This is a genomic window from Amycolatopsis sp. NPDC054798 (genome assembly GCF_053611505.1).
Genome location: NZ_JBSHAM010000067.1, coordinates 1 through 24,954, shown reverse-complemented (window position 1 = coordinate 24,954; position 24,954 = coordinate 1). Strand labels below are relative to the sequence as shown.

At 70.3% G+C, this 24,954-nt stretch carries 21 protein-coding genes and 1 pseudogene; 13 read left to right on the top strand and 9 right to left on the bottom strand.

All coding sequences use genetic code 11. The features are described 5' to 3' along the window. The first annotated feature begins 29 nt into the window (after positions 1–29). The 9 genes from ACWGIC_RS32310 (at position 30) to ACWGIC_RS32270 (ending at position 8,528) form a co-directional block, all read left to right on the top strand. Positions 30–1,622: an ABC transporter substrate-binding protein gene (locus ACWGIC_RS32310; protein WP_452079682.1), complete on the top strand. Its 1,593-nt coding sequence runs from the start codon at positions 30–32 to the stop codon at positions 1,620–1,622. Further along, positions 1,619–2,575 (top strand): ABC transporter permease, encoded by a 957-nt coding sequence (locus tag ACWGIC_RS32305; RefSeq protein WP_452079681.1) that lies wholly within the window; start codon positions 1,619–1,621, stop codon positions 2,573–2,575. The genes ACWGIC_RS32310 and ACWGIC_RS32305 overlap by 4 nt, the downstream gene beginning before the upstream one ends. Further along, positions 2,572–3,468 (top strand): ABC transporter permease, encoded by an 897-nt coding sequence (locus ACWGIC_RS32300; RefSeq protein ID WP_452079680.1) that lies wholly within the window; start codon positions 2,572–2,574, stop codon positions 3,466–3,468. The genes ACWGIC_RS32305 and ACWGIC_RS32300 overlap by 4 nt, the downstream gene beginning before the upstream one ends. After that, positions 3,465–5,030 carry an ABC transporter ATP-binding protein gene (locus tag ACWGIC_RS32295; RefSeq protein WP_452079679.1) on the top strand — a complete coding sequence of 522 codons (1,566 nt, stop codon included), beginning with the start codon at positions 3,465–3,467 and terminating at the stop codon, positions 5,028–5,030. Before ACWGIC_RS32300 ends, ACWGIC_RS32295 begins: the two co-directional genes overlap by 4 nt. Before the next feature lie 10 nt (positions 5,031–5,040). Beyond that, positions 5,041–6,141, top strand: coding sequence for a serine hydrolase domain-containing protein (locus ACWGIC_RS32290; protein ID WP_452079678.1), 1,101 nt, complete (start codon positions 5,041–5,043; stop codon positions 6,139–6,141). 14 nt (positions 6,142–6,155) lie between these two features. After that, on the top strand, positions 6,156–7,061 hold the full coding sequence (locus ACWGIC_RS32285; protein ID WP_452079677.1) for a cobalamin-binding protein: 906 nt from the start codon (positions 6,156–6,158) through the stop codon (positions 7,059–7,061). 93 nt (positions 7,062–7,154) lie between these two features. After that, complete coding sequence (locus ACWGIC_RS32280) at positions 7,155–7,748, top strand: hypothetical protein (RefSeq protein WP_452079676.1); 594 nt, start codon at positions 7,155–7,157, stop codon at positions 7,746–7,748. Continuing rightward, positions 7,745–7,948, top strand: a complete 204-nt coding sequence (locus ACWGIC_RS32275; RefSeq protein WP_452079675.1) for a DUF6186 family protein — start codon at positions 7,745–7,747, stop codon at positions 7,946–7,948. The genes ACWGIC_RS32280 and ACWGIC_RS32275 overlap by 4 nt, the downstream gene beginning before the upstream one ends. 97 nt (positions 7,949–8,045) lie before the next feature. Beyond that, complete coding sequence (locus ACWGIC_RS32270) at positions 8,046–8,528, top strand: SRPBCC family protein (RefSeq protein WP_452079674.1); 483 nt, start codon at positions 8,046–8,048, stop codon at positions 8,526–8,528. 3 nt (positions 8,529–8,531) lie between these two features. Here ACWGIC_RS32270 and ACWGIC_RS32265 read toward each other — a convergent pair whose 3' ends face one another. The 5 genes from ACWGIC_RS32265 to ACWGIC_RS32245 form a co-directional block, all read right to left on the bottom strand. Further along, positions 8,532–9,305: an SDR family oxidoreductase gene (locus ACWGIC_RS32265; protein WP_452079673.1), complete on the bottom strand. Its 774-nt coding sequence runs from the start codon at positions 9,303–9,305 to the stop codon at positions 8,532–8,534. Between the two features lie 77 nt (positions 9,306–9,382). Continuing rightward, entirely contained in the window at positions 9,383–9,733 is a 351-nt protein-coding gene (locus ACWGIC_RS32260; RefSeq protein ID WP_452079672.1) for a hypothetical protein, read from the bottom strand. Positions 9,734–9,810: 77 nt separating this feature from the next. Further along, entirely contained in the window at positions 9,811–10,752 is a 942-nt protein-coding gene (ligD, locus tag ACWGIC_RS32255; RefSeq protein ID WP_452079671.1) for a non-homologous end-joining DNA ligase, read from the bottom strand. Positions 10,753–10,859: 107 nt separating this feature from the next. Next, the gene (locus tag ACWGIC_RS32250; protein ID WP_452079670.1) at positions 10,860–12,962 is read right to left on the bottom strand and encodes a DUF6541 family protein; all 2,103 of its coding nucleotides are present in this window, start codon (positions 12,960–12,962) and stop codon (positions 10,860–10,862) included. A 388-nt stretch (positions 12,963–13,350) separates the two neighbouring features. Continuing rightward, positions 13,351–16,332, bottom strand: coding sequence for an arabinosyltransferase domain-containing protein (locus ACWGIC_RS32245; protein ID WP_452079669.1), 2,982 nt, complete (start codon positions 16,330–16,332; stop codon positions 13,351–13,353). 405 nt (positions 16,333–16,737) lie between these two features. Here ACWGIC_RS32245 and ACWGIC_RS32240 point away from each other — a divergent pair, with 405 nt between their 5' ends. After that, positions 16,738–18,129 (top strand): amino acid permease, encoded by a 1,392-nt coding sequence (locus tag ACWGIC_RS32240; RefSeq protein ID WP_452079668.1) that lies wholly within the window; start codon positions 16,738–16,740, stop codon positions 18,127–18,129. Between the two features lie 120 nt (positions 18,130–18,249). Here the strand turns inward: ACWGIC_RS32240 and ACWGIC_RS32235 are convergent, their stop codons facing one another. Continuing rightward, on the bottom strand, positions 18,250–18,711 hold the full coding sequence (locus ACWGIC_RS32235; protein ID WP_452079667.1) for a nuclear transport factor 2 family protein: 462 nt from the start codon (positions 18,709–18,711) through the stop codon (positions 18,250–18,252). A gap of 12 nt (positions 18,712–18,723) precedes the next feature. Continuing rightward, complete coding sequence (locus ACWGIC_RS32230; RefSeq protein ID WP_452079666.1) at positions 18,724–19,644, bottom strand: pyridoxamine 5'-phosphate oxidase family protein; 921 nt, start codon at positions 19,642–19,644, stop codon at positions 18,724–18,726. Positions 19,645–19,750: 106 nt separating this feature from the next. Between ACWGIC_RS32230 and ACWGIC_RS32225 the strand changes: the two genes are divergently transcribed. After that, the gene (locus ACWGIC_RS32225; RefSeq protein ID WP_452079665.1) at positions 19,751–20,314 is read left to right on the top strand and encodes a CGNR zinc finger domain-containing protein; all 564 of its coding nucleotides are present in this window, start codon (positions 19,751–19,753) and stop codon (positions 20,312–20,314) included. A gap of 4 nt (positions 20,315–20,318) precedes the next feature. Here the strand turns inward: ACWGIC_RS32225 and ACWGIC_RS32220 are convergent, their stop codons facing one another. Then, the gene (locus ACWGIC_RS32220) at positions 20,319–20,879 is read right to left on the bottom strand and encodes a TetR/AcrR family transcriptional regulator (RefSeq protein WP_452079664.1); all 561 of its coding nucleotides are present in this window, start codon (positions 20,877–20,879) and stop codon (positions 20,319–20,321) included. A 36-nt stretch (positions 20,880–20,915) separates the two neighbouring features. Here ACWGIC_RS32220 and ACWGIC_RS32215 point away from each other — a divergent pair. Further along, a pseudogene (locus ACWGIC_RS32215) lies at positions 20,916–21,305 on the top strand (EamA family transporter); the annotation flags it as partial. Positions 21,306–21,759: 454 nt separating this feature from the next. Here ACWGIC_RS32215 and ACWGIC_RS32210 read toward each other — a convergent pair. Beyond that, positions 21,760–24,141: a glycoside hydrolase family 15 protein gene (locus ACWGIC_RS32210; protein WP_452079663.1), complete on the bottom strand. Its 2,382-nt coding sequence runs from the start codon at positions 24,139–24,141 to the stop codon at positions 21,760–21,762. 153 nt (positions 24,142–24,294) lie between these two features. Here ACWGIC_RS32210 and ACWGIC_RS32205 point away from each other — a divergent pair, with 153 nt between their 5' ends. After that, a complete protein-coding gene (locus tag ACWGIC_RS32205) occupies positions 24,295–24,744 on the top strand; it encodes a single-stranded DNA-binding protein (protein WP_452079662.1) in 450 nt (149 codons plus the stop codon). Positions 24,745–24,954: the final 210 nt, after the last annotated feature.

Here is a 24,954-nt window from a genome sequence, read left to right as displayed (position 1 = left end):
CGCTCACGACACCCGCTCGAAAGTCACCCATGGAAGCCCGATGTAAACCGACCAACGTTTCCCGCCGCCGATTCCTCACCGCAGCCGTCGCCGGGGCCGCGCTCGCCGGCGCCGCTCCCCTGCTGGCCGCCTGCGGCTCCACCGTCGCCGCGGCCGTCCCCTCCGGGCCGCCCAAACGAGGCGGCGCCCTCCGCGTCGGCGTCACCGGCGGAGGCGCGTCCGACACGCTCGACCCGCACATCCCCGCCACCAACCCGGACATCGCCCGGGTGCTCAACCTCTACGAACCGCTCCTGCTGCGCGATCACGACTACCGGCTCCAGATGCTGGTGGCCGAATCGCTGAAGCCCTCGCCGGACGCGCGCACCTGGACCGCCGTGCTGCGCTCCGGCATCCGCTTCCACGACGGCCGCCCGGTGACCCCGGCCGACGTCGTCGCGACCTTCCGCCGGATCACCGACCCGAAGGACCCGAAGAGCGGCGCGGCCGGGCTGACCATGCTCGGCGAGGTCGCCGCCACCGGCGACCGGACCGTCGAATTCCGGCTCACCTCCCCGAACTCCGGCTTCGACGATCTGCTCGGCCAGTACAGCCTCGGCATCGTCCCGGCCGACTTCGACGTCAAGCGCCCGATCGGCACCGGACCGTTCAAATCCGACACCTTCACCGCCGGGCTGCAGAGCACCTTCGTGCGCAACGAGCACTACTGGCGGCCGGGCGAGCCGTACCTGGACCGGTTGTCGCTCATCAACTTCGCCGACGACGACGCCCGGATCAACGCCCTGCTTTCGTCCCAGGTGGACGCCATCGACCAGGTCCCGGTCGCACTCGTGGACGTGCTCCGCAGCGATCCGCGGATCCAGGTGCTGCGGTCGGAAACCGGGACCTGGCTGCCGTTCACGATGCGCGTCGACCGTCCGCCGTTCGACGACGTCCGGGTGCGCCAGGCGCTGCGCCTGGTGGTCGACCGCGAGCAGATGATCAACCAGGTGCTCAGCGGGCAGGGTCGGGTCGGAAACGACCTGTACGCGCCCTTCGACCCGGCGTACCACCGGCAGCTGCCGCAGCGGAAGCAGAACATCGCGGAGGCGAAGCGGCTGCTCGCCGAGGCGGGCAAGCCGAATCTCGACATCGAGCTGGTCACCGCGCCGATCCAGGCCGGAGCGGTCGAGGCAGCGCAGGTGTTCCAGCAGCAGGCCAAGGCGGCCGGGGTGAACGTGCGGATCCGGAAGGTCGACACCACCACCTTCTACGGCGAGAACTACCTGTCCTGGGATTTCGCGCAGGACTTCTGGTACACGCGCAATTACCTGCCGCAGGTCGCGTCCGGTGCGCTGCCGAAAGCCCCGTACAACGAAACCCATTGGAACGACCCGGAATTCACCGATCTCGTGACCCGGGCGAGCGCCACGGTGGATCCGAAGGCGCGCACCGAGCTGCTTCGAAAGGCACAGCGGATCGAGTACGAACGCGGCGGACTGATCGTCTGGGGCTTCGTCGACCAGGTAGACGCCTACCAGTCCTATGTGGCCGGGCTGGTGCCGGACCGGACCGGGATTTCGCTGTCGGGCTACCAGTTCCGCCAGGTCTGGCTCGGCACGGCCGAAGGAGGCGCGGCGTGACCCGGCTGATCCTCAAACGGCTGCTCGTGAGCCTCGTGGTGCTGTGGCTGGTCAGCCTGCTGGTGTTCGTCGCGACGCTGCTGCTGCCGGGCGACCCGGCGCGGGCCATCCTCGGCCAGCAGGCGACCCCGGAGCGGATCGCCGCGCTGCAGCACCAGCTGCACCTCGACGAACCGGTCTGGCAGCGCTACCTCTCGTGGCTGGGCGGCCTGTTCACCGGCGACCTCGGTACCTCGACCTCGACCCAGGGCCCGGTCACAACGCTGCTCGCGGACCGGGTGTCGGCCTCGCTCGTGCTGCTCGTTCTCGCCGCGGTGATCGCCACGCCGCTCGGGCTAGCGCTCGGCACGTGGAGCGCGATGCGCCGCGGCCGGGCCAGCGACCAGGTGGTGTCCGGGATCAGCCTCGTGATCGCCGCGCTGCCGGAGTTCGTGATCGGCGTGGCGCTCATCGTCCTCTTCGCGACGACGGTGTTCCGCGTCCTGCCATCGGTCACGCTCACACCACCAGGCGAAGCGGTCTGGGCGCAACCGAGCCAGCTCGTCCTGCCCGTGCTCACTCTCGTGCTCGTCGTGACGCCGTACATCACGCGGATGATGCGCGCGACGATGAACGAGGTCCTCGACTCCGGCTACGTGGAAATGGCGCGGCTCAAGGGAATGCGCGAGCGGACGGTGCTGCTGCGGCACGCTCTGCCGCACGCGGTCGGCCCGGTCGCGCAGGTCGTCGCGATCCAGCTGGCCTGGCTGGCCGGCGGCGTCGTGGTGGTCGAATTCCTGTTCCGCTACCCCGGCATCGGCCAAGCCCTGATCGACGCGGTCGGCAAACGCGACGTGGCCGTGGTCCAGGCGGTGACGCTGCTGATCGCGGCGGTCTACATCGTAGTGAACCTGCTGGCCGACGTGATCGGCATCCTCGCCGATCCCAAGCTCCGGACGGAGGCAGTGCGATGACCGCGGTCGAGGAAGAGCAGGTGGTGCCCGCCGTCCCGGAAACGCCGCCGCGCGCGGCCGGGCTGATCCGCACCGCGTGGGCGTTCCCGCAGGCCAAGGTCGGCGCGGTGCTGGCCGGGGTCGTGATCCTCGTGGCGCTGCTGGGCCCCTGGCTCGGGCCGGTCATCACCGGGCACAGCACCACGGACTTCGCCGGGAAGCCGTTCAAACCGGACGGCCTGATGGGCACCGACGGCCTCGGCCGTGACGTCCTCACGCGGTTCCTGGCGGGCGGCACCACGCTGCTGCTGTACGCGGTGCTCGCCACCGCGCTCGGCATCGTGCTCGGCGCGCTGCTCGGCATGATCGCCGGGTACGGCGGCGGCTGGCTGGACGGTCTGCTGATGCGCGGCAACGACGTGCTGCTGTCGTTCCCGCAGCTGGTCATCGCGCTGCTGGCGATCGCGGTGATCGGCCCGAAGGGCTGGCTGCTGGTGCTGGTCATCGGGCTGACGCACGCGCCGCGGACCGCGCGGGTCGCCCGGCAGGCGACCGTCTCGGTGCGCAACCACGACTACATCCGCGCCGCCGAGATGTACGCCGTCCCGCGCAGCCGGATCCTGCTGCGCGAGATCCTGCCGAACATCACCGGCCCGCTGATGGTGGAGCTGGGCCTGCGGCTGACCTATTCGATCGGCTACATCGCCTCGCTGTCGTTCCTCGGGCTCGGCATCCAGCCGCCGACCGCGGACTGGGGCCTGATGATCAACGAGAACCGGATCGCGCTCGTGGTGCAGCCGTGGGGCGTGCTGCTCCCGGTGGCCGCGATCGCGGTGCTGGCCGTCGGCACGAACCTCGTCGCCGACTCGCTCGCCTCGGCCGCGGCCGGGCGGACCCGGGAGGCACGAGCATGACGACCGCGCTGGAGGTGACCGGACTGGCCGTGCGCACCGCGGCGGGCCGTCCGGTGCTGCATTCGGTGTCCTACGAGATCGCGCCCGGCGAGGTCCTCGCGCTCGTCGGGGAATCCGGGTCCGGCAAGACGACCGCCGGGCTGGCCGCGCTCGGCCACTTCCGCCGCGGGCTGGTGTCCGGCGGCGGCAAGGTGGTGCTGCACCCGCGCGACGGCGAACCGGTCGACGTCCTGACGCTCGACGACGCCGCGCGCCGCCAGTTGCGGGGCAGTGCGGTCGCGTACATCCCGCAGGACCCGGCGTTGTCGCTCAACCCGGCGTTGCGGGTCGGCAGGCAGATCGCCGAAGTGCTGGAAACGCACGGGTATCCCGGCGCGGTCGACCAGCGGGTCGCCGAGGTGCTGGCCGAGGTCGGGCTGCCGTCCGACGAGGCTTATCAGCGGCGATACCCGCATCAGCTCTCCGGCGGGCAGCAACAGCGGGTCGGCATCGCGATGGCGTTCGCGTGCCGGCCGAGCGTCGTGGTGCTGGACGAGCCGACCACCGGCCTGGACGTGAAGACGCAGGCACTGGTGCTGGAAACAGTCCGGCGGCTGACGTCCGAGCACGGTGTCGCGGCGCTCTACATCACGCACGACCTCGCCGTCGTGGCGCAGCTCGCCGACCGTGTTGCCGTGATGTACCAAGGAAACCTGGTCGAATGCGGCGTCGCCGACGAGGTGCTGCGGCGACCGAAGCACGCGTACACGAAACGGCTGCTCGCCGCGGTGCCTGATCTCGGCGCGGAGCCCGCCGCTGCTCCCCCGCCGGACGACGCGGTCTTGGCCGCGCGCGACATCCGGATGTCCTACGGGTCGCAGAGGGTGTTGCGCGGCATCAACCTCGCCGTGACGCGCGGGGAAAGCGTGATGCTGCTCGGCGAGTCCGGCTCCGGGAAGACGACGCTGTCGCAGTGCATCGCCGGGCTCAACCGCGGTTTCACCGGCACCGTCGCGCTCGAAGGCACTCCGCTGGCTCCGGCGGCCCGGCAGCGCAGCACCGACGAACTGCGGCGGATCCAGTACGTGTTCCAGAGCCCGTTCTCGTCGCTGAACCCGCGCAAGACGATCGCGCAGTCGATCGAGGTTCCGTTGGTGCGCCTGACTTCCCTGTCCCGCGCCGAACGGCGCGAACGGGTCGCGGAGACGCTGGACCGGGTACGCCTGCGGGCAGACCTCGCGAACCGGCTGCCGGACCAGCTCAGCGGCGGCGAGCGCCAACGAGCCGCGATCGCCCGCGCGCTCGTGACGACGCCGGACGTCCTCGTGTGCGACGAGGTCACCTCGGCGTTGGATGTGTCCGTCCAGGCCACCATCGTGGAACTGCTCGGCGAACTGCGCCGGGAACTCGGCATGGCGATGCTGTTCGTGACGCACAACATCGCCCTCGCGCCGGAGGTGGCGGACCGGATCGCGGTCCTTCGGGGCGGCGAGATCGTCGAGGAGGGCACCGTCGAATCGGTGCTGAACTCCCCGTCGCACGAGTACACCAGCGAACTTCTCGCGACGACGCCGAGGCTGTGAGGAGCCGATCATGACCGTTCACGGTGCAGTAGAGCCCGGCTACGAGGGCGTTCGGGAAGTGTTCGGCGACATCATCGAGGCGACCACCGGTGGAGCCGCGTTCAGCGTGTTCCGCGACGGCGCGCCGGTGGTGGAGCTGTGGGGCGGTTCGGCGGCGGACGGCGTGCCGTGGACCGAGGACACCCGGGCCGTGTTGTTCAGCGGCACGAAAGGCGTGGTCGCAACCGTGCTGGCGATGCTGACCGCACAGGAAAAGCTGGATCCGGGCGAACGCGTCGCCCGCTACTGGCCGGAGTTCGCCGCATCGGGCAAGGAAACCGTGCCGGTTTCGCAGCTGTTGTCGCACACCGTCGGACTGCCCTACGTGGAGCCCGACCTCCCGATGCTGGACAACGCGGCGAACGCGGCCGCGCTCGCCGCGCAGCGTCCATTGTGGACTCCCGGCACGAAGGTCGCGTACCACGCGCTCACCTACGGCTACCTCGCCACCGAACTCGCCCGGCGCGTCACCGGCAAGGATCTGGGCGCACTCGTCCGCGACCTCCTCGCCGGACCGCACGGCCTCGACCTGCGGCTCGGCACCCCGCCGACGATCCCGGTCGCGACCCTGCGGCGCGCGCCCGGGTACCGGATCAGCACGTTCCTGCAGGACGAGGAACGCCGCCGGATCGTCGAGCGGATGTATCGCGGCCTGCTCGATTCGGGCGACTCGATGAACTCGCCGGAGTACCGCGGCGCGGCGCTCGCCGCGGGCGGCGCCGTCGGCACCGCGACCGCCATGGCTCGGCTCTACGACCTCCTGCGCGCGGGCAAACTCGTGCCGGACGAGATCCTCGCCCAGGCGACGCGCACCTGGTCCGAGGGCATCGACGCGATCAACGACCGTCCGCTGCGCTTCGGCCTCGGCTTCGAACTGGCCGACCCGATCGGCACCTACGGCCCCGCCGACGCCGACCCGGCCGCGTTCGGCCACTCCGGCGCGGGCGGCGGACGGCACGGCACGTGGCCGACGCGGGGTTTGTCGTTCTCTTTTGTCACGAACGAACTCCAAGCCGAAGACGTCGACCACCGGGCTTCTTCGCTGCTGGCGGCGCTGCACGAAGCTGCCTGACCTACCGTGGACGCATGCGGATCGTGTCCCTGCTGCCCGCCGCCACCGACCTGGTCGCCGCCCTCGGCAAGGCGGGCGATCTCGTCGGCCGCACCCACGAATGCGACTGGCCCGCCGAGATCGCGTCCGTGCCGGTGGTCACCGCTGCCGACCTCGACTCCGACACCCTGACCAGCCGCGAAATCTCCACTGCGGTCGGCGCGTCCCACCAAGGCTCGTCGCTGTACTCGGTCGACGTCGGCCAGCTGGCGGCACTCGCGCCGGACCTCGTGCTCACGCAAGACCTGTGCGAGGTCTGCGCGGTGTCCTACACCCGCGTCGCGGCGGCAGTGCGGATGCTGGACGCCGGACCACGCGTGCTCAGCCTCGAACCTCGCACCCTCGACGAAGTCCTCGATTGCCTGACGACCCTCGGCGACGCGCTCGGCGTACCGGACGTTGCCGCCGCCCGGGCAGCCGAACTCCGCGCACGGCTCGCCGCCGTCCGCGGCCAGGTCGCCGGACGTCCGCGGCCCCGGGTGGTCGCGCTGGAATGGCTCGACCCGCTCTGGCCGGCCGGGCATTGGGTGCCCGAGCAGATCTCGGCCGCAGGCGGCACGCCGCTGCTCGCCGAACCGGGCGAGCACACCAAACCGATGACGTGGGACGCCGTGGTCGCCGCCCGCCCGGACGTCCTGCTCGTCCTCCCCTGCGGCTTCTCCCCGGACCGCACCGAAGCCGAACTGGACGTCCTCACTTCCCGGCCAGGCTGGGCGGACCTGCCCGCGGTGCGGAACGGCCGGGTGTGGCTCCTCGACGGCCCGGCGTACTTCAACCGCCCCGGACCCCGCGTGGTGCGCGGCGCGGAAATCCTCGCCGCCGTCCTCCACGGCCTTCCCGCCGAACCCCCGGTCAGCCCCGCCGAAGCCCGCCCGATCTGACCGTTCTCCCGGAAAGATCGCCCGTCCGGGAAGCCGGACGCCCTCTTTCGTGTTGTCTCCCAAGCAGGACTGGCACGGAATGGGGTGCGTCGCATGGCTACTCCCGAACGGCACGCGGCGGACTACCCGGCGCACCGGCTGGCCGTCGATCTCCCGATCGCCGCCCTCCTCATCGCTTCCCTCGCGCACTGGATCCGCAGTGCCCCCGCCGACGGCGTGATCTTCTTCGCCGCCGCGATCCTGCTGGTCTTCACCGAACGGCACAGCACCGCCGCGGACGCCCTCCTCGTGCCGTCGGCCCGGCTGCCCGGCACCTCGCTGGTCGCCGCCGTCGCGCTGGTCGCCTTGGTCTTCGGCCGCCAGACCGTGCCGATGTTCCTCGCCGTCGCCGCGATCGGGATCGGCGCGCTGGTCCTGGAATGGCGGGACCCCTCGCTCCCGTCGCAACCGGTCCCGCGCCGCGGCTGGCTGTGGGTCGCCCTCGCGATTTCCTGGTGCCTCTGGGAACTCGTCTCGTTCGTCTACGAACAGGCCGAGGGTGGACTGTCGCTCACGCATCCGACGATGAGCGACCTCGTCGACCCGATGCTCGACAACCGTGTCGTGCAAGCCCTTGTGCTCGGCGTCTGGGTCGCCGCCGGGCTGGCGATGCTGCGCGCGGCCGCCGCGGCGAGGAGAACGGCGTGAGCAGCAGGCTGATCACCGAAATCGGCTTCGGCACGATCGTGGCCGCCGCCCTCTTGCTGTGGCTGGGCAGCCATCTGTTCCCGAAGAAAATCCCGCCGCTGACGAAAGTCCTCGCCGCGCTGATGCGCAAGCGGTCCACCCGGATCGCGCTCGTGCTGGCCTGGTGGTGGGTCGGCTGGCACTTCTTCGTCCAGAGTTGATCGCCAGCAGTAGGTTGATCGCCAGCACCGTGCTAATCATCGATTATTTCTGCTATGGTCGATGATAAATACCCGCGAGACCCCAGGAGAGCACCGCATGACCGACACTGACCGCATCGAGGTCTCCCGGCTCGTTCCGGCTCCCGCCAGCGCCGTCTTCGCCGTGCTGGCCGACCCGCAGGGCCACGTAGACATCGACGCGTCCGGAATGCTCATGGACGCCGAAGGAGAGCCGGTCACGCAGGCCGGAGACCGGTTCGTCGTCCACATGGACCGGGAAGCGCTCGGCGACCGGCCCCTGGGCAAGTACGACGTCGAGGTGGTCATCACGAAGCTCGTCCCGGACGAGGAGATCGCCTGGACCGTCGAGGGCAGCCTCCGCCCGCACGTCCGCCACATCTACGGCTACCGGCTGGAACCTGTCGAGGACGGCACCCGCGTCACGTCCTACTACGACTGGTCGGAACTCACCGAGGAATGGAAGGAGCGGCTGACCTTCCCGGTGGTCCCGGAATCCGCCCTCAAGGCGACCCTCGGCATCCTGGAGCGCACCGTCCGCCGTCGCGCCAAGGCCGCGTAACCCTCAGCGGTACCGCAGCCCGGCTGGCTTGCCCTGCTCCGCCAGATACTGCTCGAAGGTGACCACGCCGTCGGCGTGCTCCGGAGCCAGATTCGCGCCCGCCGCGTATCCCCGCGCGATCCGCCCCGGCACCGGCACCGAAACGAGCCGTTTGGCCTTTCCGGTCGCGGCGAGCAGGGCACGCGCCAGTTCGGCGGCCGTCCGCACCTCCGGCCCGCCGAAATCCGCGACCCGGCTCTGCGGTTCACCCTGGGCCAGGTCGACGAGCCGCGCCGCGACGTCGCGCACGTCGACCGGCTGGAACCGGAACTTCGGCACCGGCACCACCGGCAGCCGGGCGGCGCCGGCGAGGATCGACCGCACCAGCGCGTGGAACTGCGTCGCGCGCAGAATGGTGTGCGGCAGCCCGGAGCCCGCGATCAGCTTCTCCGCGGCCAGCTTCGCGCGGTAGTACCCCAGCGGGATCTTGTCCACGCCGACGATCGAGACGTACACCAGATGCGGCGCCTGCCCGCTCCACCGAGCGGCCTCGACGAGCGTGCGGACCGTTTCGACCTCCCGGCGGTAGTCCGTCGCGCAATGGAGCACGGTGCCGACCCCGGCGACCGCGACGTCGATGCCCCGCCCCGTGCGCAGGTCGCCGGACGTCCACTCGACGCCTTCGCTCGCGCACCGGCGACGGCTCAGCGCGCGCACCGGCACCTCGGCGGCGCGGAGCCGTTCCACGACCACCCGGCCCAGCTGTCCGGTCCCGCCGGTGACGAGGATGTCGGCCACGTGGTCCTCCCGCTTTCGCGCCACCCGGGCTCAGCCGGCTCTCGCCCGCCATCCTGGCACGCCGGGCGCCTCGCGGGTCAAAACTTCGAACGCCACCGCACGGTCGGCTCGTTCGCGCAGTCCCGGCGCGGCGTGTCCTTGCGCAGCAGCACCGACAGCCGTCCGTACGCGGTGATCAGCTCCGACGTCGCCTCGTTGCCCCGGCCCGCCCGGGCGTGGTCGAACGCCTGCCGCAAGGCGGCCAGCGCGGCCGGTTCCGCGGTCGCGAGCAGCCCCGCCGCTTCGGAAACGGTCTCGGCGAGCCCGTCGAGCATCACTTTCGTTTCCGGCCGCCCGGGCGCGACGGTCAGCACCGGCGACAGCACGCGCAGCTGGTGGTGCAGGCGGTAGAGCACGGCGAGCGGATCGCTCTGCCCAGCACTGTCCATCGTGCTCTCCTCCGCTCCGTCCCCGGGGAGACGCGGCGGGGGCTCCCCCATGACGCCAGGCGCCCGATTGACTTCGCTCAGGAGTCCTCTGCCTCCAACCCGTCCCGATCGGCCCACTCCAGCAACGGCTCGAGCGAATACGCCACGTCGTCGATCCCCGCGTGCAGGTCGCCGAGTTCGGCGAACCGGGCGGGCACGGTCGCGATCGTGCAGTCGCGCGGGTCGACGTCGTCGACCTCGTCCCAGCGGATCGGCGTCGACACCAGCGCCTCCGGCACGCCGCGCACCGAATAGGCGCTGGCGATCGTGTGGTCCCTGGCGTTCTGGTTGTAGTCCACGAACAGCTTCTTGGGGTCGCGGTCCTTGCGCCACCAGGTCGTGGTGACGTCGTCCGGAGCCCGCCGTTCGACCTCGTGCGCGAACGCCAGCGCCGCCCGGCGGACGTCCGCGAACCCCCACCGCGGCTCGATCCGGACGTAGATGTGCATCCCGCTGCCGCCGGACGTCTTCGGCCAGCCGCGGATGCCCAGCTCGGCCAGGATTTCCTCGGCGACGTGCGCGACCCGGCGCACCGTGCCGAAGTCGCAGTCCGGCATCGGGTCGAGGTCGATCCGCCATTCGTCCGGCCGCTCGGTGTCCGCCTTGCGAGAGTTCCACGGATGAAACTCCACAGTGGACATCTGCACCGCCCAGGCGACATGCGCCAGCTCGGTCACGCACAGCTCGTCGGCGTGGCGGTGGTAGCGCGGGAACTGCACCCGCACTGTCTCCAGCCACGGCGGCGCGCCGTTCGGCACCCGCTTCTGGTGCACCTTCTCCCCGGTCACGCCGGACGGGAACCGGTGCAGCATGCACGGCCGTTCCCGCAGCGCGCGCACGATCCCGTCGCCCACCGCGAGGTAGTAGCGGACGAGATCGAGCTTCGTCTCGCCGCGCGCCGGGAAGTAGACCCGGTCCGGGTTGGACACCCGGACCGTCCGGTCCCCCACCTCGAGTTCGACGGCCTCGCCCTTCGCCATGGAACCGACCGTATCCGGAAAACGCCCGGTGCGTCAGCGTCCGAACGGCACAAGGGTGAACTGCCTGGCGCCCTCGGCCGCCGAGTGGTCCGGACCGCCGGGTTCGCTCAGTTGGGCAACGCGGCCACTGCCGCGCGGTCCAGTTTGTACACCGTCACCGTGCCCGACCGGAACGCCACCGAAATCCCGGGAAGACCTTCCAGGTTCCGCAATCCCGGAGCCAGCTCGAACACCGGCGCGGTGTACCAGCTGTTCGGCGAACCGGGCCCCGCGCCCATTCCGGGCGCCTGGCTGTCCACGTAGACGTAGCCGATGTTCAGCGACAACACCATTTTGCGGATACGCGGGTCGGTCGGATAGTTCCGGAACGCGCGCAGCAGTTCGTAGGTCTCCGGTTCGGCGACCGTGCCGAGGGTGACCACGTTCACCACCGGCACCTGGTCCGCGACATAAGCGTAGGTCGACCCGTCGTTGGCGCTGTTCATCATCCGCTCGCCGGGCTGGATGTGATCCGCGACGAATTTCGCCGCCCGCTTGTCGTCGTCGTTGACCCGGGTGAACTCCGGCTTCGCGTAACGGCTGGCGAGCACCTCGGCATTGCGGTGTTCGTAGGGAATCGAGGCGTAGACCACGTATCCGGCCAGCACCACCCCGGCCAGCACCACGGAAACCGGGCCGGCGAACCGCCGGGCGTACCCGAACACCGCCGGGTTCTTCAGCTTCCCGAACAGGCGGACGATCCCGACTGTCACGAATACGACCGCGATAGCCGCCAGCACCGGAATGAACAGGGAAATATGCGCCTGAATGCGCACATACGACTTGTAGAACGGGGAACCGACCATCGAGCCGATGCCCGACCGCGGGTGCACCTTGAAATCGACGACGATCGCCAGCCAGAACAGCCACATCGCGGCAATGCCCCAGGAGCGCCGCAGCACCAGGACGACCACCACCCCGGCCAGGGCGAGCAGGCCCGCGCTGAGCTGGGCGTAGATGCCGTGCGGGTCGAAATAACCGCCGTAGCCGAGTTTCAGGTTGCTCAGCAGGGCCTCGCCGAACTGGCCCGGCGGGATGTCCGGCGACCACGTTCCGGTTCGGGTGGCCTGGCTCGCCGAACCTTGCAGGGTCCCCACCGACGCGATCGCGGCGACCAGCCCCGCGACCAGCAGCACCGGCCATTGCCCGCGCAGGATCTCCCGGCCCCGCTTGGTGCACGCCTCGACCAGCCAGAACACCACCACGCTGAGACCGACGGTCGCGGCCGCGCTCGGATGGACCGAGAACACCCCGGCCACCGCGATGCCCAGCACGATCGCCCGCAGCCAGCGCGAGCCCGGCCCCCAGCCGGGGAGCCCGCCGACCGTGATCAACCCGGCGATCAGGCCGGGAGCCATGCTCATCGCGGCCGCGTTCGGCGCGATCCCGCCGTCGTGCAGCAGCTCCACGCCCGGCCGGAACAGCCCGGCCGCGATCAGCCCGGCCGCCCCGCCGGCGAGGGCGGTCCAGCCGGAACCGGCGCGGAGCCTGCGGAACACCGCGGCCGCGAGCGCCGCCGAGCCGAGCACGAAGGCCGGGCCGGTGAGCAGGGCGGTCACCACGTTGAAGCCGACGATCGGCCCGCCGGCCAGCACGGACGACAACGCGGCAGGCAGCGGCAGCCCGGCCGGGTAGAAGGACACCGGGTGCCCGGTGAGCAGGTCGATCGGCAGGAGTTCCCACGGCGCGGCCCGGCCGGTGTCGCCGATGTAGGCGACCAGCACCATGTGGACGATCGTGTCGTGTTCCTGCGGGTAGGTGTCCCAGTTGCCGAGGCCGCCGCGCCACTGCTGCACGGCGAGCGCGATCCCGGCCAGCACCAGCACCGCGGCGCCGATCTTGGCGGCCAGGAGCCAGCGGCCGGTCAGCGCGGGCAGCAGGGAGGTGTCCGGCTCCTCGATCGGGGCGGGCTCGGTGCGGCCGCGGCGGAACCACGAGATCCCGAAGACGATCGCGGACAGCAGCAGGGTCACCGCGAGCGCGAGCGGAACCCCGTAGGACAGCCCGGGAATGCCGGACGCGAGACCGGCGAGGCCGTAGACGCCGATGCTGACCGGCGCGGTCAGCGCGGCCAGCCACAGCTTGTCCCGGATGCCCGCGGCGAGTTGCACCAGCAGCCCCGGCACGGCAAGCACGGCCAAGCCCACCAACAGGTACACAAGCAGACTCACCGGGAAGACCACCCAATCTCGTGAAGAACACTTCGGACGCCGCTGGGGACTGTATCTATGCTGAAGACTGGGGCCGCCGGTCGCGTGTCAAAGTCCGAACTGTGCGATTCGCCTTCGATTTCGCCGTGCTGCCTTCCGGCCGTCGCCGAGAATACGACACCGAGCCCGCGAACCCGGGACCGGCCCGGCGAAAGTTGACCTTCGACCGGGCCGGGCGCCCGGCGATCGCGTCCGACCCGTCGCCTGGCCGAGCCGTGTCCCCGCGCGGCCTCGCACCGAGGGACTGACGGACGCCTCCGCCGAGAGCCATTTCGCCTGCGCCGCCGCCCCCCGTGCCAGGCGGCGGACGCCCGTCTTTCTCCGCATCCGCCGCCTTCTCCGGTCCGGCCTACTTGCTGACTCCGTGTGTCGCGTCGAGCACGGGCGTCTGTTCCGCCAGCCCGGACGTCGACCGGGTGCCGTGCTCGACGGTCAGTCCCCGCATCGCGACCGGGTAGTCGAACCGGTACACCGCGACCGGCTCGCGGAGTTTGTCGCCGCGCAGGTACGTCGGCACTTCGGTGGCCTTGGCGTCGGCGAACAACGGCACGTACGGCCCGCCGGCGTCCGCGGAGTAGGAAACCCCGACCAGCGACTGCGCGTCGTGCCCAGGTGCGAACCGGTAGCGGACCGGCTGCACGATGCCGTCCGAGAGGGCGGCCGGAGTCCGGCACGGCACCACGAAAGCGTTGGTCCAGTCCAATGTCACCGGCTCGCCCGGCGGGATCTCCTTCGCCAGCGGGGTCAGCCGCGGAATCCGGGGCGCGGTGACCGCGGCCCAGCCGGACTCGCCGGGGTCCTCGTCCCGCGCGACGACCCGGACCCGTTGCGCTTCCGGTGCCTGCCAGCGCGGGTCGAAGCGCGCGTCGCTCCACTTCCCGCTGTTGTCCTCTTTGGCCTTCACGGACGCCAGGACGGTCCCGTCCGCTTTCGCGAACTCCACCGAAACCTGCACTTTCCCCTTCCCGGCATGGGAAATCACGACCGGTGCCGACTCCTTCGAAGCGATGTCGGCGGGCAGGTCGTACCACCCGGTGGTGAGCGTGCCGGTCCGGGACGGCGACCGGTAGGAACTCCACGCCGGGTGCTCCGGGCCGGAACCGTACGGGGCGGGCGGCGGGGAATCCGGCGGGAACGCGGTGTTCGCCGCGAACCCTTCCGCCGAGTCCGGCGTGGACGGTCGGAGCACCCCGGCGCCCAGGTCCGGCTCGACGTCCAGCCAGTCCTCGACGCCACACGCGTTTCCGGCAGAGCCGGCACTCGCGGCGAGGCCGAGCGAAGCCAGGTTCGACCGGCCGACGGAGTAAGTGTTCCACCGCAGCTGCACCGCTTGCGCCTGCCCGGCCACCTCGACCGCAGCCGTCGCGGCCGCCACGGCGACGATCACCCAGCTGGACCTCGGCAGCCAGCGCGGCGCCCGGCCTGCCGGGGTCCGCCGCTTCGCGGTCCGCCAAGCCCCCGCGAGCACGCCGGCGAAAGCCACGGCGAGCCCGGCCCCCAGGGCCAGATCTGCCAGCCGGACGCCCTTCACCGTCGGGATGTCCCTGCCCCAGCGGACGTCGTATTCGGACTGCATCCACCACCAGTTCGGCGCGGACCAGGCCAGCCACGTCGTCGCCGCGACCAAGCCCAGCGTCCCCGCCCGTGCCCACACCGAGGCCAGCGCTCCGCGTGCGACGGTGTGCACCAGCATCGCGATCACCAGTGCGCCGAACCCGGCCAGCGCACCGAAGTGGTGCGTCCATTTCGTCGGCGTGAACGCCAGCACGACCAAGCACAGGACACTGACGACGACCATGCGGCGGGCGGGCCCGACGGCCAGGCCCGGGGCACGGCGCCAGATCAGCAGCCCGGCCGTCAGCACCATCGCCAGGAGCATCAGCAGCACCGGCACCCTGCGGTTCAGCGCGCCCTCGACCACCGACGGGTCGAGCAGGGTGGTGTACCGGGAAATTTCGGTGTACCACGGCAGATCCGGGCCGATCTGCTGACGGACGGCGGTCGACTCCAGTACGGCGGTCAGCGGCTGGTCGTAGAACGCTGTCAGCAGCGCGCTGCCCACCGAGCCGACGACTACCGCGATCGCGCCGAGCAGGCGCAGGTCGGTACGCCTGCGCACAAGACGGACAAGAGGACGCACCGCGGCGACGAACGGCAGGAAAGCCGCGATCCCGAGCGGGTTCGTCGTCGCGGTGGCCCCGGCGACCACCAGCCCGATCGCGACCGGCGTCACCGCACCGGTCGCCACAGCGCGCTCGACCAGCGCGAACACCGCCAGCGAGCCGCACACGATCCACGGCTCCGGCCGCAGCCCGACGTCGAAGGCCAGGTACCAGGCCAGAAACAGCGCCGCCGTCGCCCAGCGCGTCCACCGCGTCGGCCGGCCGGCCAGGCGCGGCAGCACCAGCCGGTCGATCAAGAGCCAGGACGCCAGCCCCAGCAGCACCGACGGCAACCGCATCCACACCATGGCCGGCGAGACGCGGCCGAGAAGCGCGTACAGCTCGTAGAACCAGCCCCACGGCGCTTCCGGCGCGTTGAACCAGCGGAAGTAATTGCCGGTGAAGCCGCTCGTCTCGCGAGCGCGCAGCATCGTCGAGATGTATCCGTCGTCCACGGTGAGCGCACCGACGACGGACCAGACTGCGAGCACCCCGGTCACGGCGAGGTCCGCCGGCCGCGGCACCCACGCCCGCCGGGGAAGCAGCCGGACCCGTCGCGCGACCTTCCGGTCGCTCCGGACCAGCAGCACGATCATGCCGAGCAGCGCCAGCAACGACACCACGCCGAGCACGATCTTGAGCGCGCCCGGCGTGCTGACCCACCGGGTGTCCGGTTCGATCTGCGCGGACACCGTGCCCGGATGCTCGGTGTACAGCCCGGTGACGATCGGCCTGTCCGTTGTCCTGGCGGTGCCGACGGTGGCGCCTTGGCCGTCGGCGCGCACCGTCAGCCGGCAGTCGCCGCCGGCTGGACGGCGGAACAGTTCCTTGCCGCCGAGTTCGGCTTTGACTGTGCCGTCGACTGCGCGGATCTCCAGCCCGCCGGCGACGGGCTCCGCGCCCTGCTTTCCTCTCGGCGGGGTGGTCGCCAGCAACAGGCCGTCCGGGTCAGCGCACCGGACGGTCGCTTCCAGACTGGCCGGGTGGTACGGGTACAGCGGCAGCGCGGTGTCCTGCGCGCCGTTCCAGCGGTAGGTCGTCGTCTCAGTGTTCACCGGCGCGACGATGAACAGCACCGCGGTCAGCGCGGAAAGGAGCCCGAGCCCGATGATGAGCCAGCGATGGCCGGCTTGCTTGCGTGCAGTGGTGTCGGAATCTGGGGTCGGCACCGCGCGGAGTTTAGTGTTCCGGCGTGTCTCCTCCGTGAACCGGCCCAGGGGCGGACAGCGTCGCTCAGTCGCCGGGCGGGGGCCAGGTCCGGGTGGCGGGGGCTTCGTCCCGCCGTGCACCGGACACTTCCGTCCACTGTGGATCAGCCGCTGCCCGTTCCGGCGGCCCCCTCGCCCTGGCGGGCGCTCCCCCGCCGCCGCTACCCTGTCGACCGCCCCCGGCTGCCCGAAAGTCTCCGGCGGGACCGTCCACCGTGGACATCCGCGCAGCTCGAGCGGGTTTTCCGGATTTCAAACGGGTTCTGCCCGATTCACCCGGTTCCTCCACGGTGATCTGCGGCACACCTTAAGTCCAGCCTAGGTGTGCTGCGTCACCCGGTCCGGTACCGCTAGCGTCACGCAACCATGGAATCCACAGTGGTCGCCAAAGAGGGCGACAACTACACGAAAGCACTGGGCAATCGCCAGGTGCAGATGATCGCGATCGGCGGGGCGATCGGGGTCGGGCTCTTCCTCGGCGCGGGCGGGCGGCTCCACGAAGCGGGACCGTCGCTGGTTCTTTCCTACGCGCTGTGCGGCATCGCGGCCTACTTCGTGATGCGGGCGCTCGGCGAACTCGTCATGCACCGGCCCAGCTCCGGCAGTTTCGTGACGTATGCCCGCGAGTTCATCGGCCCGTGGGCCGGGTTCGTGTCCGGCTGGATGTACTGGCTGAACTGGGCGATGACCGGGATCGCGGAGATCACCGCGGTCGCGATCTACGTGCACAAGTGGCTGCCGGACGTGCCGCAGTGGATCACCGCGCTGATCGCGCTCGGCGTGCTCATGGCGGTCAACCTGCTGAGCGTGAAACTGTTCGGGGAACTGGAGTTCTGGTTCTCCGTCGTGAAGGTGCTCGCCATCGTCGTGTTCCTGGTGACCGCGCTCGGGCTGGTCTTCACCGGCGCGAACATCGGCGGCACCAGCGCGGGCGTGCACAACTTGACCGGCCACGGCGGGTTCTTCCCGGCCGGCGTCGGCATCGCGCTGATGACGCTGCAGGCGGTCGTGTTCGCCTACTCCGCGATCGAGGTCGTCGGCATCGCGGCCGGCGAAACCAAGGACGCGCGCAAGGTGCTGCCGAAGGCGATCAACGGCGTCGTGTGGCGGATCGGCGTGTTCTACGTCGGTTCGGTGCTGCTGCTGGCGATGCTGCTGCCGTGGCCGTTCTACAACGGCGGCGAAAGCCCGTTCGTCACGGTGTTCTCGCGGCTGGGCATCGGCGGCATCGGCGACGTGATGAACGCCGTCGTCCTCACCGCCGCGCTTTCCTCGTGCAACTCGGGGCTTTACTCCACCGGCCGCATTCTCCGCGCGCTCGCCGACGAGGGCGAAGCGCCGAAGTTCGTCGGCAAGATGAACTCGCGGCACGTGCCCTACGGCGGCATCCTCTTCACGTCGGTGGCCTACGTGCTCGGCGTGGTCCTGAACTACATCGTGCCGTCGAAGGCCTTCGACATCGCCACCGCAATCGCCTCTCTCGGCGTGGTCGCGACGTGGGCGACCCTGGTGTTCTCGCAGATGCGCATGCGCCAGGCGGCGTTGCGCGGCGAACTGGAGCGGCCCAGCTACCGCATGCCCGGCGCGCCGTACACCGGCTGGGCCACGCTCGGATTCCTCGTGCTGGTCGTGGTGCTGATGGGCTTCTCGGACGGAGCCGAGAAGATCGCTTTCTACTCGATCCCGGCGATCGTCGTGGTGCTCGCCGTCGGCTGGCGGCTGGTGTCCCGCAAACGGCAGGCGCGCACCGGCGCCTGAGCGGAGCCCGCGTTCCCCCCATCCCCGCGAACGCGGCGCCGGCCCGGCCGGTCTCTCCCGGTACCACCGGAAGAGACCGGCCGGGTTCTTTTCCACCGCAGTTGATTTACCGCTGTTGATTCACCAGAGCGGGAAGTCGACTCCGTGCTCCGACGCCGGCCGCGGCCCGAAGATGCGCCGCTCGGCTTCCTCGATGCGCCGGTCGTTGATAGACGCTTCGCGCCGGCTCATCAGGCCGTTCTCGGCGAATTCCCACAGCTCGTTGCCGTAGCTGCGCCACCATTGCCCGTCGGCGTCGCGGCTCTCGTACTGGAACCGGACCGCGATGCGGTTCTCGCGGAATCCCCACAGTCCCTTGCGCAGCGCGTAATCCTGCTCGCGTTCCCATTTCGCGGTGAGGAACTCGACAATGGCGGCGCGGCCGACCACGTGCGTATCGCGGTTGCGCCACACGGAATCCGGCGTGTATGCGAGCGAGACCTTCTCCGGATCCCGGGTGTTCCAGGCGTCCTCGGCGGCCTGGACCTTCTTCAGCGCGGCGGACAGGTCGAACGGCGGGAACGGGGGCCGCGATTCGGTCATGACAGGGTCCTTTCACTTGAGGAGCTGGGGATTGCGCGGATACGGCGCGTGGGCGAGCTGCCGCGCCACCGGACGGCCGGAAACGACGCGCTGCGCTTCGAACCGGACGATCCGGCCGGTGTAGCCGTCGTCGCCGGAGCGGCCCGCTTCGCCCCATTCGATCGCGGCGGCGCCGGAGACCTGCAGGATCCGGCCGGTGGCGAAGTCGAAGAAGAGCAACGCGGCTTCCGGGTTCACGGCGAGATTGCCGAGGCTGTTGAACAGGTTGTTGCCTGGATAATCGGGCCACCACAAGGAATTTCCCTCGACCCGGACAAAGCCGGGCGCGCCGCCGCGATGGGAGGCGTCCGCGCCGTGGCCGGGGTTGACCGTGCCGAGGAAGAACGTGTCCGATTGCCTGATCAGGTCGGTGTCGCTCTGGCTTAGTTCGGTGCGCTTTCGTACTGGTTGCGCGGATTCGGTTTCCGGGGCGAGCACGCGCTGCTGGATGTACTGCGGGCAGTTGCCGAAGGCCTGCTCGACTTCCACAACCAGGTGGTCTTCCGAGGCGCTCGCCAGGCTGCCGTTGATCCGGACTCGGCGACGGGTGGCGAACTCGACGCTCGTGAGTCCCAGCTGCTGCCCGGCAGGAAGCCCGTGCAGCGGATCGCCGTCCGGGATCGCGGCGTGGATCGCGAGCGTCGCGGCCGATCTGGTTTCGAGGAACCCCGGCGGGCCGGCGACCGGCGACGTCCACAGCCGTCCGTCCGCGGCGCGTCCGGTCACGACCAGGAAGGTCCGTTCGGCCAGAAACCCCGCCATCCCCGCGGAAATCCCGGCGGGTTCGGCCATCCGGGACAACCGGGCGGCCTGGCGTTCGACTCCCGCCTCGCGCTGGACGGCCAGCTCGCCGGGGTGGAAACCGGACTCGGCCCGCTGGATCGCCGGGCTCATGCGATCACCTCCCTTTCTCACGGATATAACAGTGATGTTCCGTGAGAAGTTCTAGCAGCAGCTTCTCACGGATGCAACCCATTCCATCCGTGATACGGTCTCGCCCATGGGGATGCTGCCGGACGAGGTCGTGCCGGTCCGCCTGATGGCGACCGTCTGGGCCGACACGAGCGGGCTCCACGACGACCTCCGCACCCGCGAAGACCTCGATGCCTGGCTCGACGACGTCGGCATCGAACGAGGGCCGCGGCAGTCCTCCGCCGCCGAGCTCGCGCTGGCACGACGGCTGCGCGACGCCGTCCGCCGCCTCGCCGCCCAGGCGACCGCAGACGACCGGCAGCCCGCGATCCTCGACCTGGACACCGCCCTCGGCGACCTGAACGACCTCGTGACCCACCTGCCCGTCCCCCAGCTGACCTTGGTCGACGGGAAATTGCAGGAGAGTTCGTCACCCGGAACTTCGCCGGTCGTCACCGGATTAGCCCGCGTGGCACGAGAATCGATCGCACTCCTCGGCGGCCCGGAGGCGGCGAAGCTGCGCGCCTGCTACGCACCGGGCTGCGTGCTCTACTTCATGAAGACGCATCCGCGCCGCGAATGGTGCTCCGTGGCCTGCGGCAACCGAGCGCGCGCCGCACGGCACTACGAGAAGGTCCGGTCGACCCGCTGACGCCTCAGCCCAGCAGCCCCACCGCCGTTTCCGCCGCGCGCGCGAAGACGTTCTCCGCGACCCGCATCCCCGCCATCACGACCGCACCCTCGTGCAGCAGCATGATCTGTTCGGCCACCTTGTGCGGATCGGAAACGCCCGCCGATTCAGCCAATTCGACGAAGACTCCGAGCATCCACCGCTTGCTCTCGGTCACCACCGCGTACGCCGGATGCGCGGGATCGCTGATCTCCGCGTGCGCGTTGATCATGCTGCAGCCCTTGCCGCCGTATTTCTTCGCCCACGCCTCGGACGCGCCGAACGCCGCCGCCAGCCGGTCCCCCGGATCCATCCCGGCCTTCTCCAGCCACTCGCCCAGAAACTCGCGCCAGCGCGCGTCCCGGGCGGACAAATACTCCACGACCAACCGGTCTTTCGAGCCGAACCGGTCGTAGAGCGTCTTCTTCGTGACCCCGGCGCGAGCGGCGATGACGTCGACGCCGACCGCGTGGATCCCCCGCTCGTAGAACAGCTCCGACGCGGCTGTCAGCACCGCGTGCGCCTTCGGGGTCCAGTCGATCGTCATGGCCCCAGTGTATACCGATCTGTATAGTCCGGAGCCATGAGTAAACAGATCGGTATAGTAGGGGCGGCGATCCTGTTCGTCGCCTGCTGGTCGTCCGGGTTCATCGGCGCGAAACTCGGCGCGGCGGACGCGGCGGTGCCGACCGTGCTGATGTGGCGTTTCCTGCCGCTGGCGCTGCTGCTGGCCCCGTTCCTGCGCCGCCTGCCCGCCCCCGAACTGGGCAGGCACGTCCTGATCGGCCTGCTGTCGCAGTCGGGTTATCTGCTGACCGTCTACTGGGCCATCGGCGAGGGCGTCAGCACCGGCACGACGGCACTCATCGACGGCGTGCAACCGCTGGTCGCCGCCGCGGTCGCGGGTCCGCTGCTCGGCGTCGCCGCGACCGGACGGCAGTGGCTCGGGCTCGGACTGGGCCTCGTCGGCGTGGTCCTGGTCAGCTGGTCCGACGCCGCGTCGCACGCCCCGGCCTGGGCGTACCTGATCCCGTTCGGCGGGATGCTCGGGCTCGTCGCCTCGACCGTGCTCGAACGCCGGGCTCGCGTCCCTGCTCCCCCGTTGCGCGCGCTGGCCGTCCACTGCGCCACCTCAGCGGTCGTGTTCACCGGCCTCGCACTGGCGACCGGGAACGCGGCGCCGCCCGCGTCCGGGCACTTCTGGTTCGCCATGACGTGGTTGATCGTGCTGGCGACCTTCGGCGGGTACGGGTTGTACTGGCTGCTCGTCGGACGGATCGGCATGACCGCGGTGAACAGCCTGATGTTCCTGATCGCGCCGGTCACGTCGGTGTGGGGCACGGTCCTGTTCGGCGAGCCGTTCACCGTGCTGACCGGCGTGGGGCTCGGGCTGGCCCTGGTCGCGGCCGTCGTCGCGAACGGGCGGTTCAGCCGCCGTAGCGCTGCCGGACCACCTCCGGAGTCTCCAGGTTCTTCCCCGCGTCCATGTTCTGCGCGAGCCGGAGGTACTGGCCTTCCGCCCACATCAACGGCGCCGCGCTCCCGGTCGGACGGCCCAGCCCGAAGCACGCGACGTCGGCGCGATCCCACACCTGCTCGGGAATGAAGTAGCCGTCGTTCGCCGCGTCCGCCATCGACTTCACGTACACCGCCGCCGGCCGCCCGTTGGCCAGTTCGTACTCGCCGCGTTCGCCGGACAGGACCGGCCACAGCCGCCCGAACCGCTGCGGTCCGTTCGCCGGCCAGCCAGCGCAGGTCGGGGTGCTCTCGCCGTAGTTGTCGTGCGGGTAGCGGTGGAAGTAGACGTCGCCGTCCGGGGTCGTGACCCGCATCGGCGCGTTGCCGTCGCGGGCGGCCGCGGTCGGGGCCAGCGACTCGGCGACCGCCGGGTCCGCCGGTTCGCGAAGCCCGAGCCGGACCAGGTCGAGGAACCCGAAGTCGACGACGTCGCGCTCGTAGAAGCACCCCTCGTCGAAACAGATCTGGCCCGTGTCGTCCGGGTCGGTTCCCTTGTCGATCCGCTCGTAATAAGTGTGGTCGCCCCAGTAGCCGGTTTTGGTCCGCGTCCAGCTGTCGAGCTGCGCCCGCCACGAGTCCGCGGCGGACTCCCACTGCTGCGCCGCCGCCGGGTCTCCGTTCGCCCGCGCGATCGCCCCGGCCGTCACCAGCCCGGCCACCTCCGCCGCGATCGACGACGGCGACCGGCCGTACTGCTCTTCCCACCGCTCGGTCGTCGCGGGCCCGCTCGTGCGGATGTGCTCGGCCGTCACCTTGACCCGCGCATACGTCGCCGCGTCGGTCAGTCCGGTCGTCCAGGCGAGAATGATCGCGTCCGAGTCCTGGTCGAGCTGCTCGCAACAGCCCAGCTGCTGCGGCGTCGCGCCTTCGACCCCGCTCACCGGGCTGTACCGCGGGAACGCACCGGCCGGGTACGTCGTCCCGTCGCCTTGCGTGGGCGCGGAAATCCACTGCGCCGACCACAGGAACTGCGCCATCCGCTTCGCCTGCGCCGCGTCGCCCGCCGCGAGCAGCCCGGTCGCCTGCTGGTACAGATCCCGGCCCCACACGCGGTGGTACCCGTCGTTGAGCACGTCGCCGTTCACGACGTCGCCCCACGGCGTGGCCAGCCCCGCGACGCTCGCGCCGCGATGCGTCTTGTCCTCCGCCGCGTGCAACGCCATCACCGCGACGTAATACGCCCGCCGCTGCCGCTCGTCGCCCGCCACACTGCGCGGCACCGCCTTCAGGCTGCCGACATACTCCTCCCAACCGCGCCGATACGCCTGCTCAAGATTGCCGAACCCGCTCGCCAGCGACCCGTCCGCGGCCGCCGCCGCGCCGCGGACGTCACTCCCGTAGCCGAGCGCGACCGAGAACGTGGTGTCCTGCCCGACCGGGATCTGTCCACACTGGACTACGTTGCCGGAATCGGTGGAATCGAAGTGATTCGTAAGACTTTGATGTGCCCGCAAGTCTACCAGGCAATCGCTCGCGGCGCCGGAATATCCGTTGTCGTGCGCGACGAACCCCGTCGAGGCCCGCAACGCCGACGCCACCGTCGTCCTGGCCCCGAACAGATCTTCGGTCCCGCTGGCCGTCAGCCCAGTCCCGTCCCAGGCCGCCGTGTCGTTCGCCGCGCCGCCCGCCATCGACGGATTCGCCAGCAGGTAAACCTGGTATTGACCGCCGTCCAGCGACTGAAACCGCGTGCGGGCAAGCAGAGTCGGCCGCACTCCGTCGGCAACGTACGTCGTGGTGATGCGGTAACGACCGTTCTTGGCGGTGTTCGTGACCGTGTACTCGAGCGCCTTCTCGTCCGGCATCGAAACGACATGCTCCGTCGCGTCGCGCTCAAGGTCTACAAAGGACTTCCCGTCGGTGACGATGTACTGCATGTCCTGCATGTTGGCCACGTCCGCACGCGGGTAGAACACTTCCGACACCACGCCTCCGGCGACGGTGAACCACAGCGGGCTCGCAGTTCCCGCGGCCGTCCCGAGGGCGGATTTGTCCCCCGTTGTCCAGGACGACGGCCCGCCGCAGCAATCGCCGGGCTTGCCTCCCGACATCGCCCCGGCCTCGGCTAGCGTTGTTCCGCTCCTCGCCGCTCCGAGTTTGGCGGCTTGCCCGCTCCCCGCTTCTCCGGGTGCCGCGACGTCCCCGCTTCTCGCTGCCCCAGCTCCGGCTTCCGCAGCCGCCATCCCCTGCCCCGCCACCGAAATCCCCACGACCGCGACCACCGCCGCCGCCCGTCCCCACTTCCCACCGGCCATGCCGTTCATGCTGCCCGCCTCCTCTTCTCCGGACAACAGCCGAACGGTGGGAACCACGCCGCTCGCACGCTTCCCAGTCCCACCCGATGGAGTGACCGGGAATCCCCGGAAACTGTCGTACCCGGATGGTCTCCTGATTCCCGAAGCGGCGCCCGCCCCCGGGCCCGCACCGATCAGAGGAGCGTCGCCATGGCCGGAGAAACCGTCCTGACCGTCATCGGAAACCTCACCGCCGACCCGGAACTCACCTTCACGCCGTCCGGTTCCGCGGTAGCCAACTTCACCGTCGCCAGCACGCCCAGATTCCTGGACCGCGAAACGAACGAATTCAAAGACGGCGATCCTTTGTTCCTCCGCTGCAGTCTGTGGAGATCCCCCGCGGAAAACGTCGCAGAAAGCCTCACCCGCGGTGCACGGGTGATTGTCCAAGGCAGGCTCCGGCAACGCTCGTACGAGACGAGAGAGGGGGAACGACGAACCGTAGTCGAGCTGCAAGTCGACGAAATGGGGCCGTCCTTGCGCTACGCCACCGCGAAGGTCAGCAAAGCCACGCGGTCAGCTGACAGCCAGAAACCCTTCTCTGGCAACGGCTGGGTCACTGATGCTCCGGTGACTGCAGGCGACGCCCCGCCCTTCTGAGCTGCTCCCGCCTTCTTCGACGAGTCCACTTTGGAGGTTTCCTGCCCTCTCACCACACCTTGCCCGTGCCGCGGCCCACGCCAGGCCATGCCCTCTCACGCCCCACCCGGGCCGCTGTTCTGACGGCACGGCACGGCACGGCACGGCACGGCACGGCACGGCACGGCACGGCACGGCACGGCACGGCACGGCACGGCACGGCACGGCACG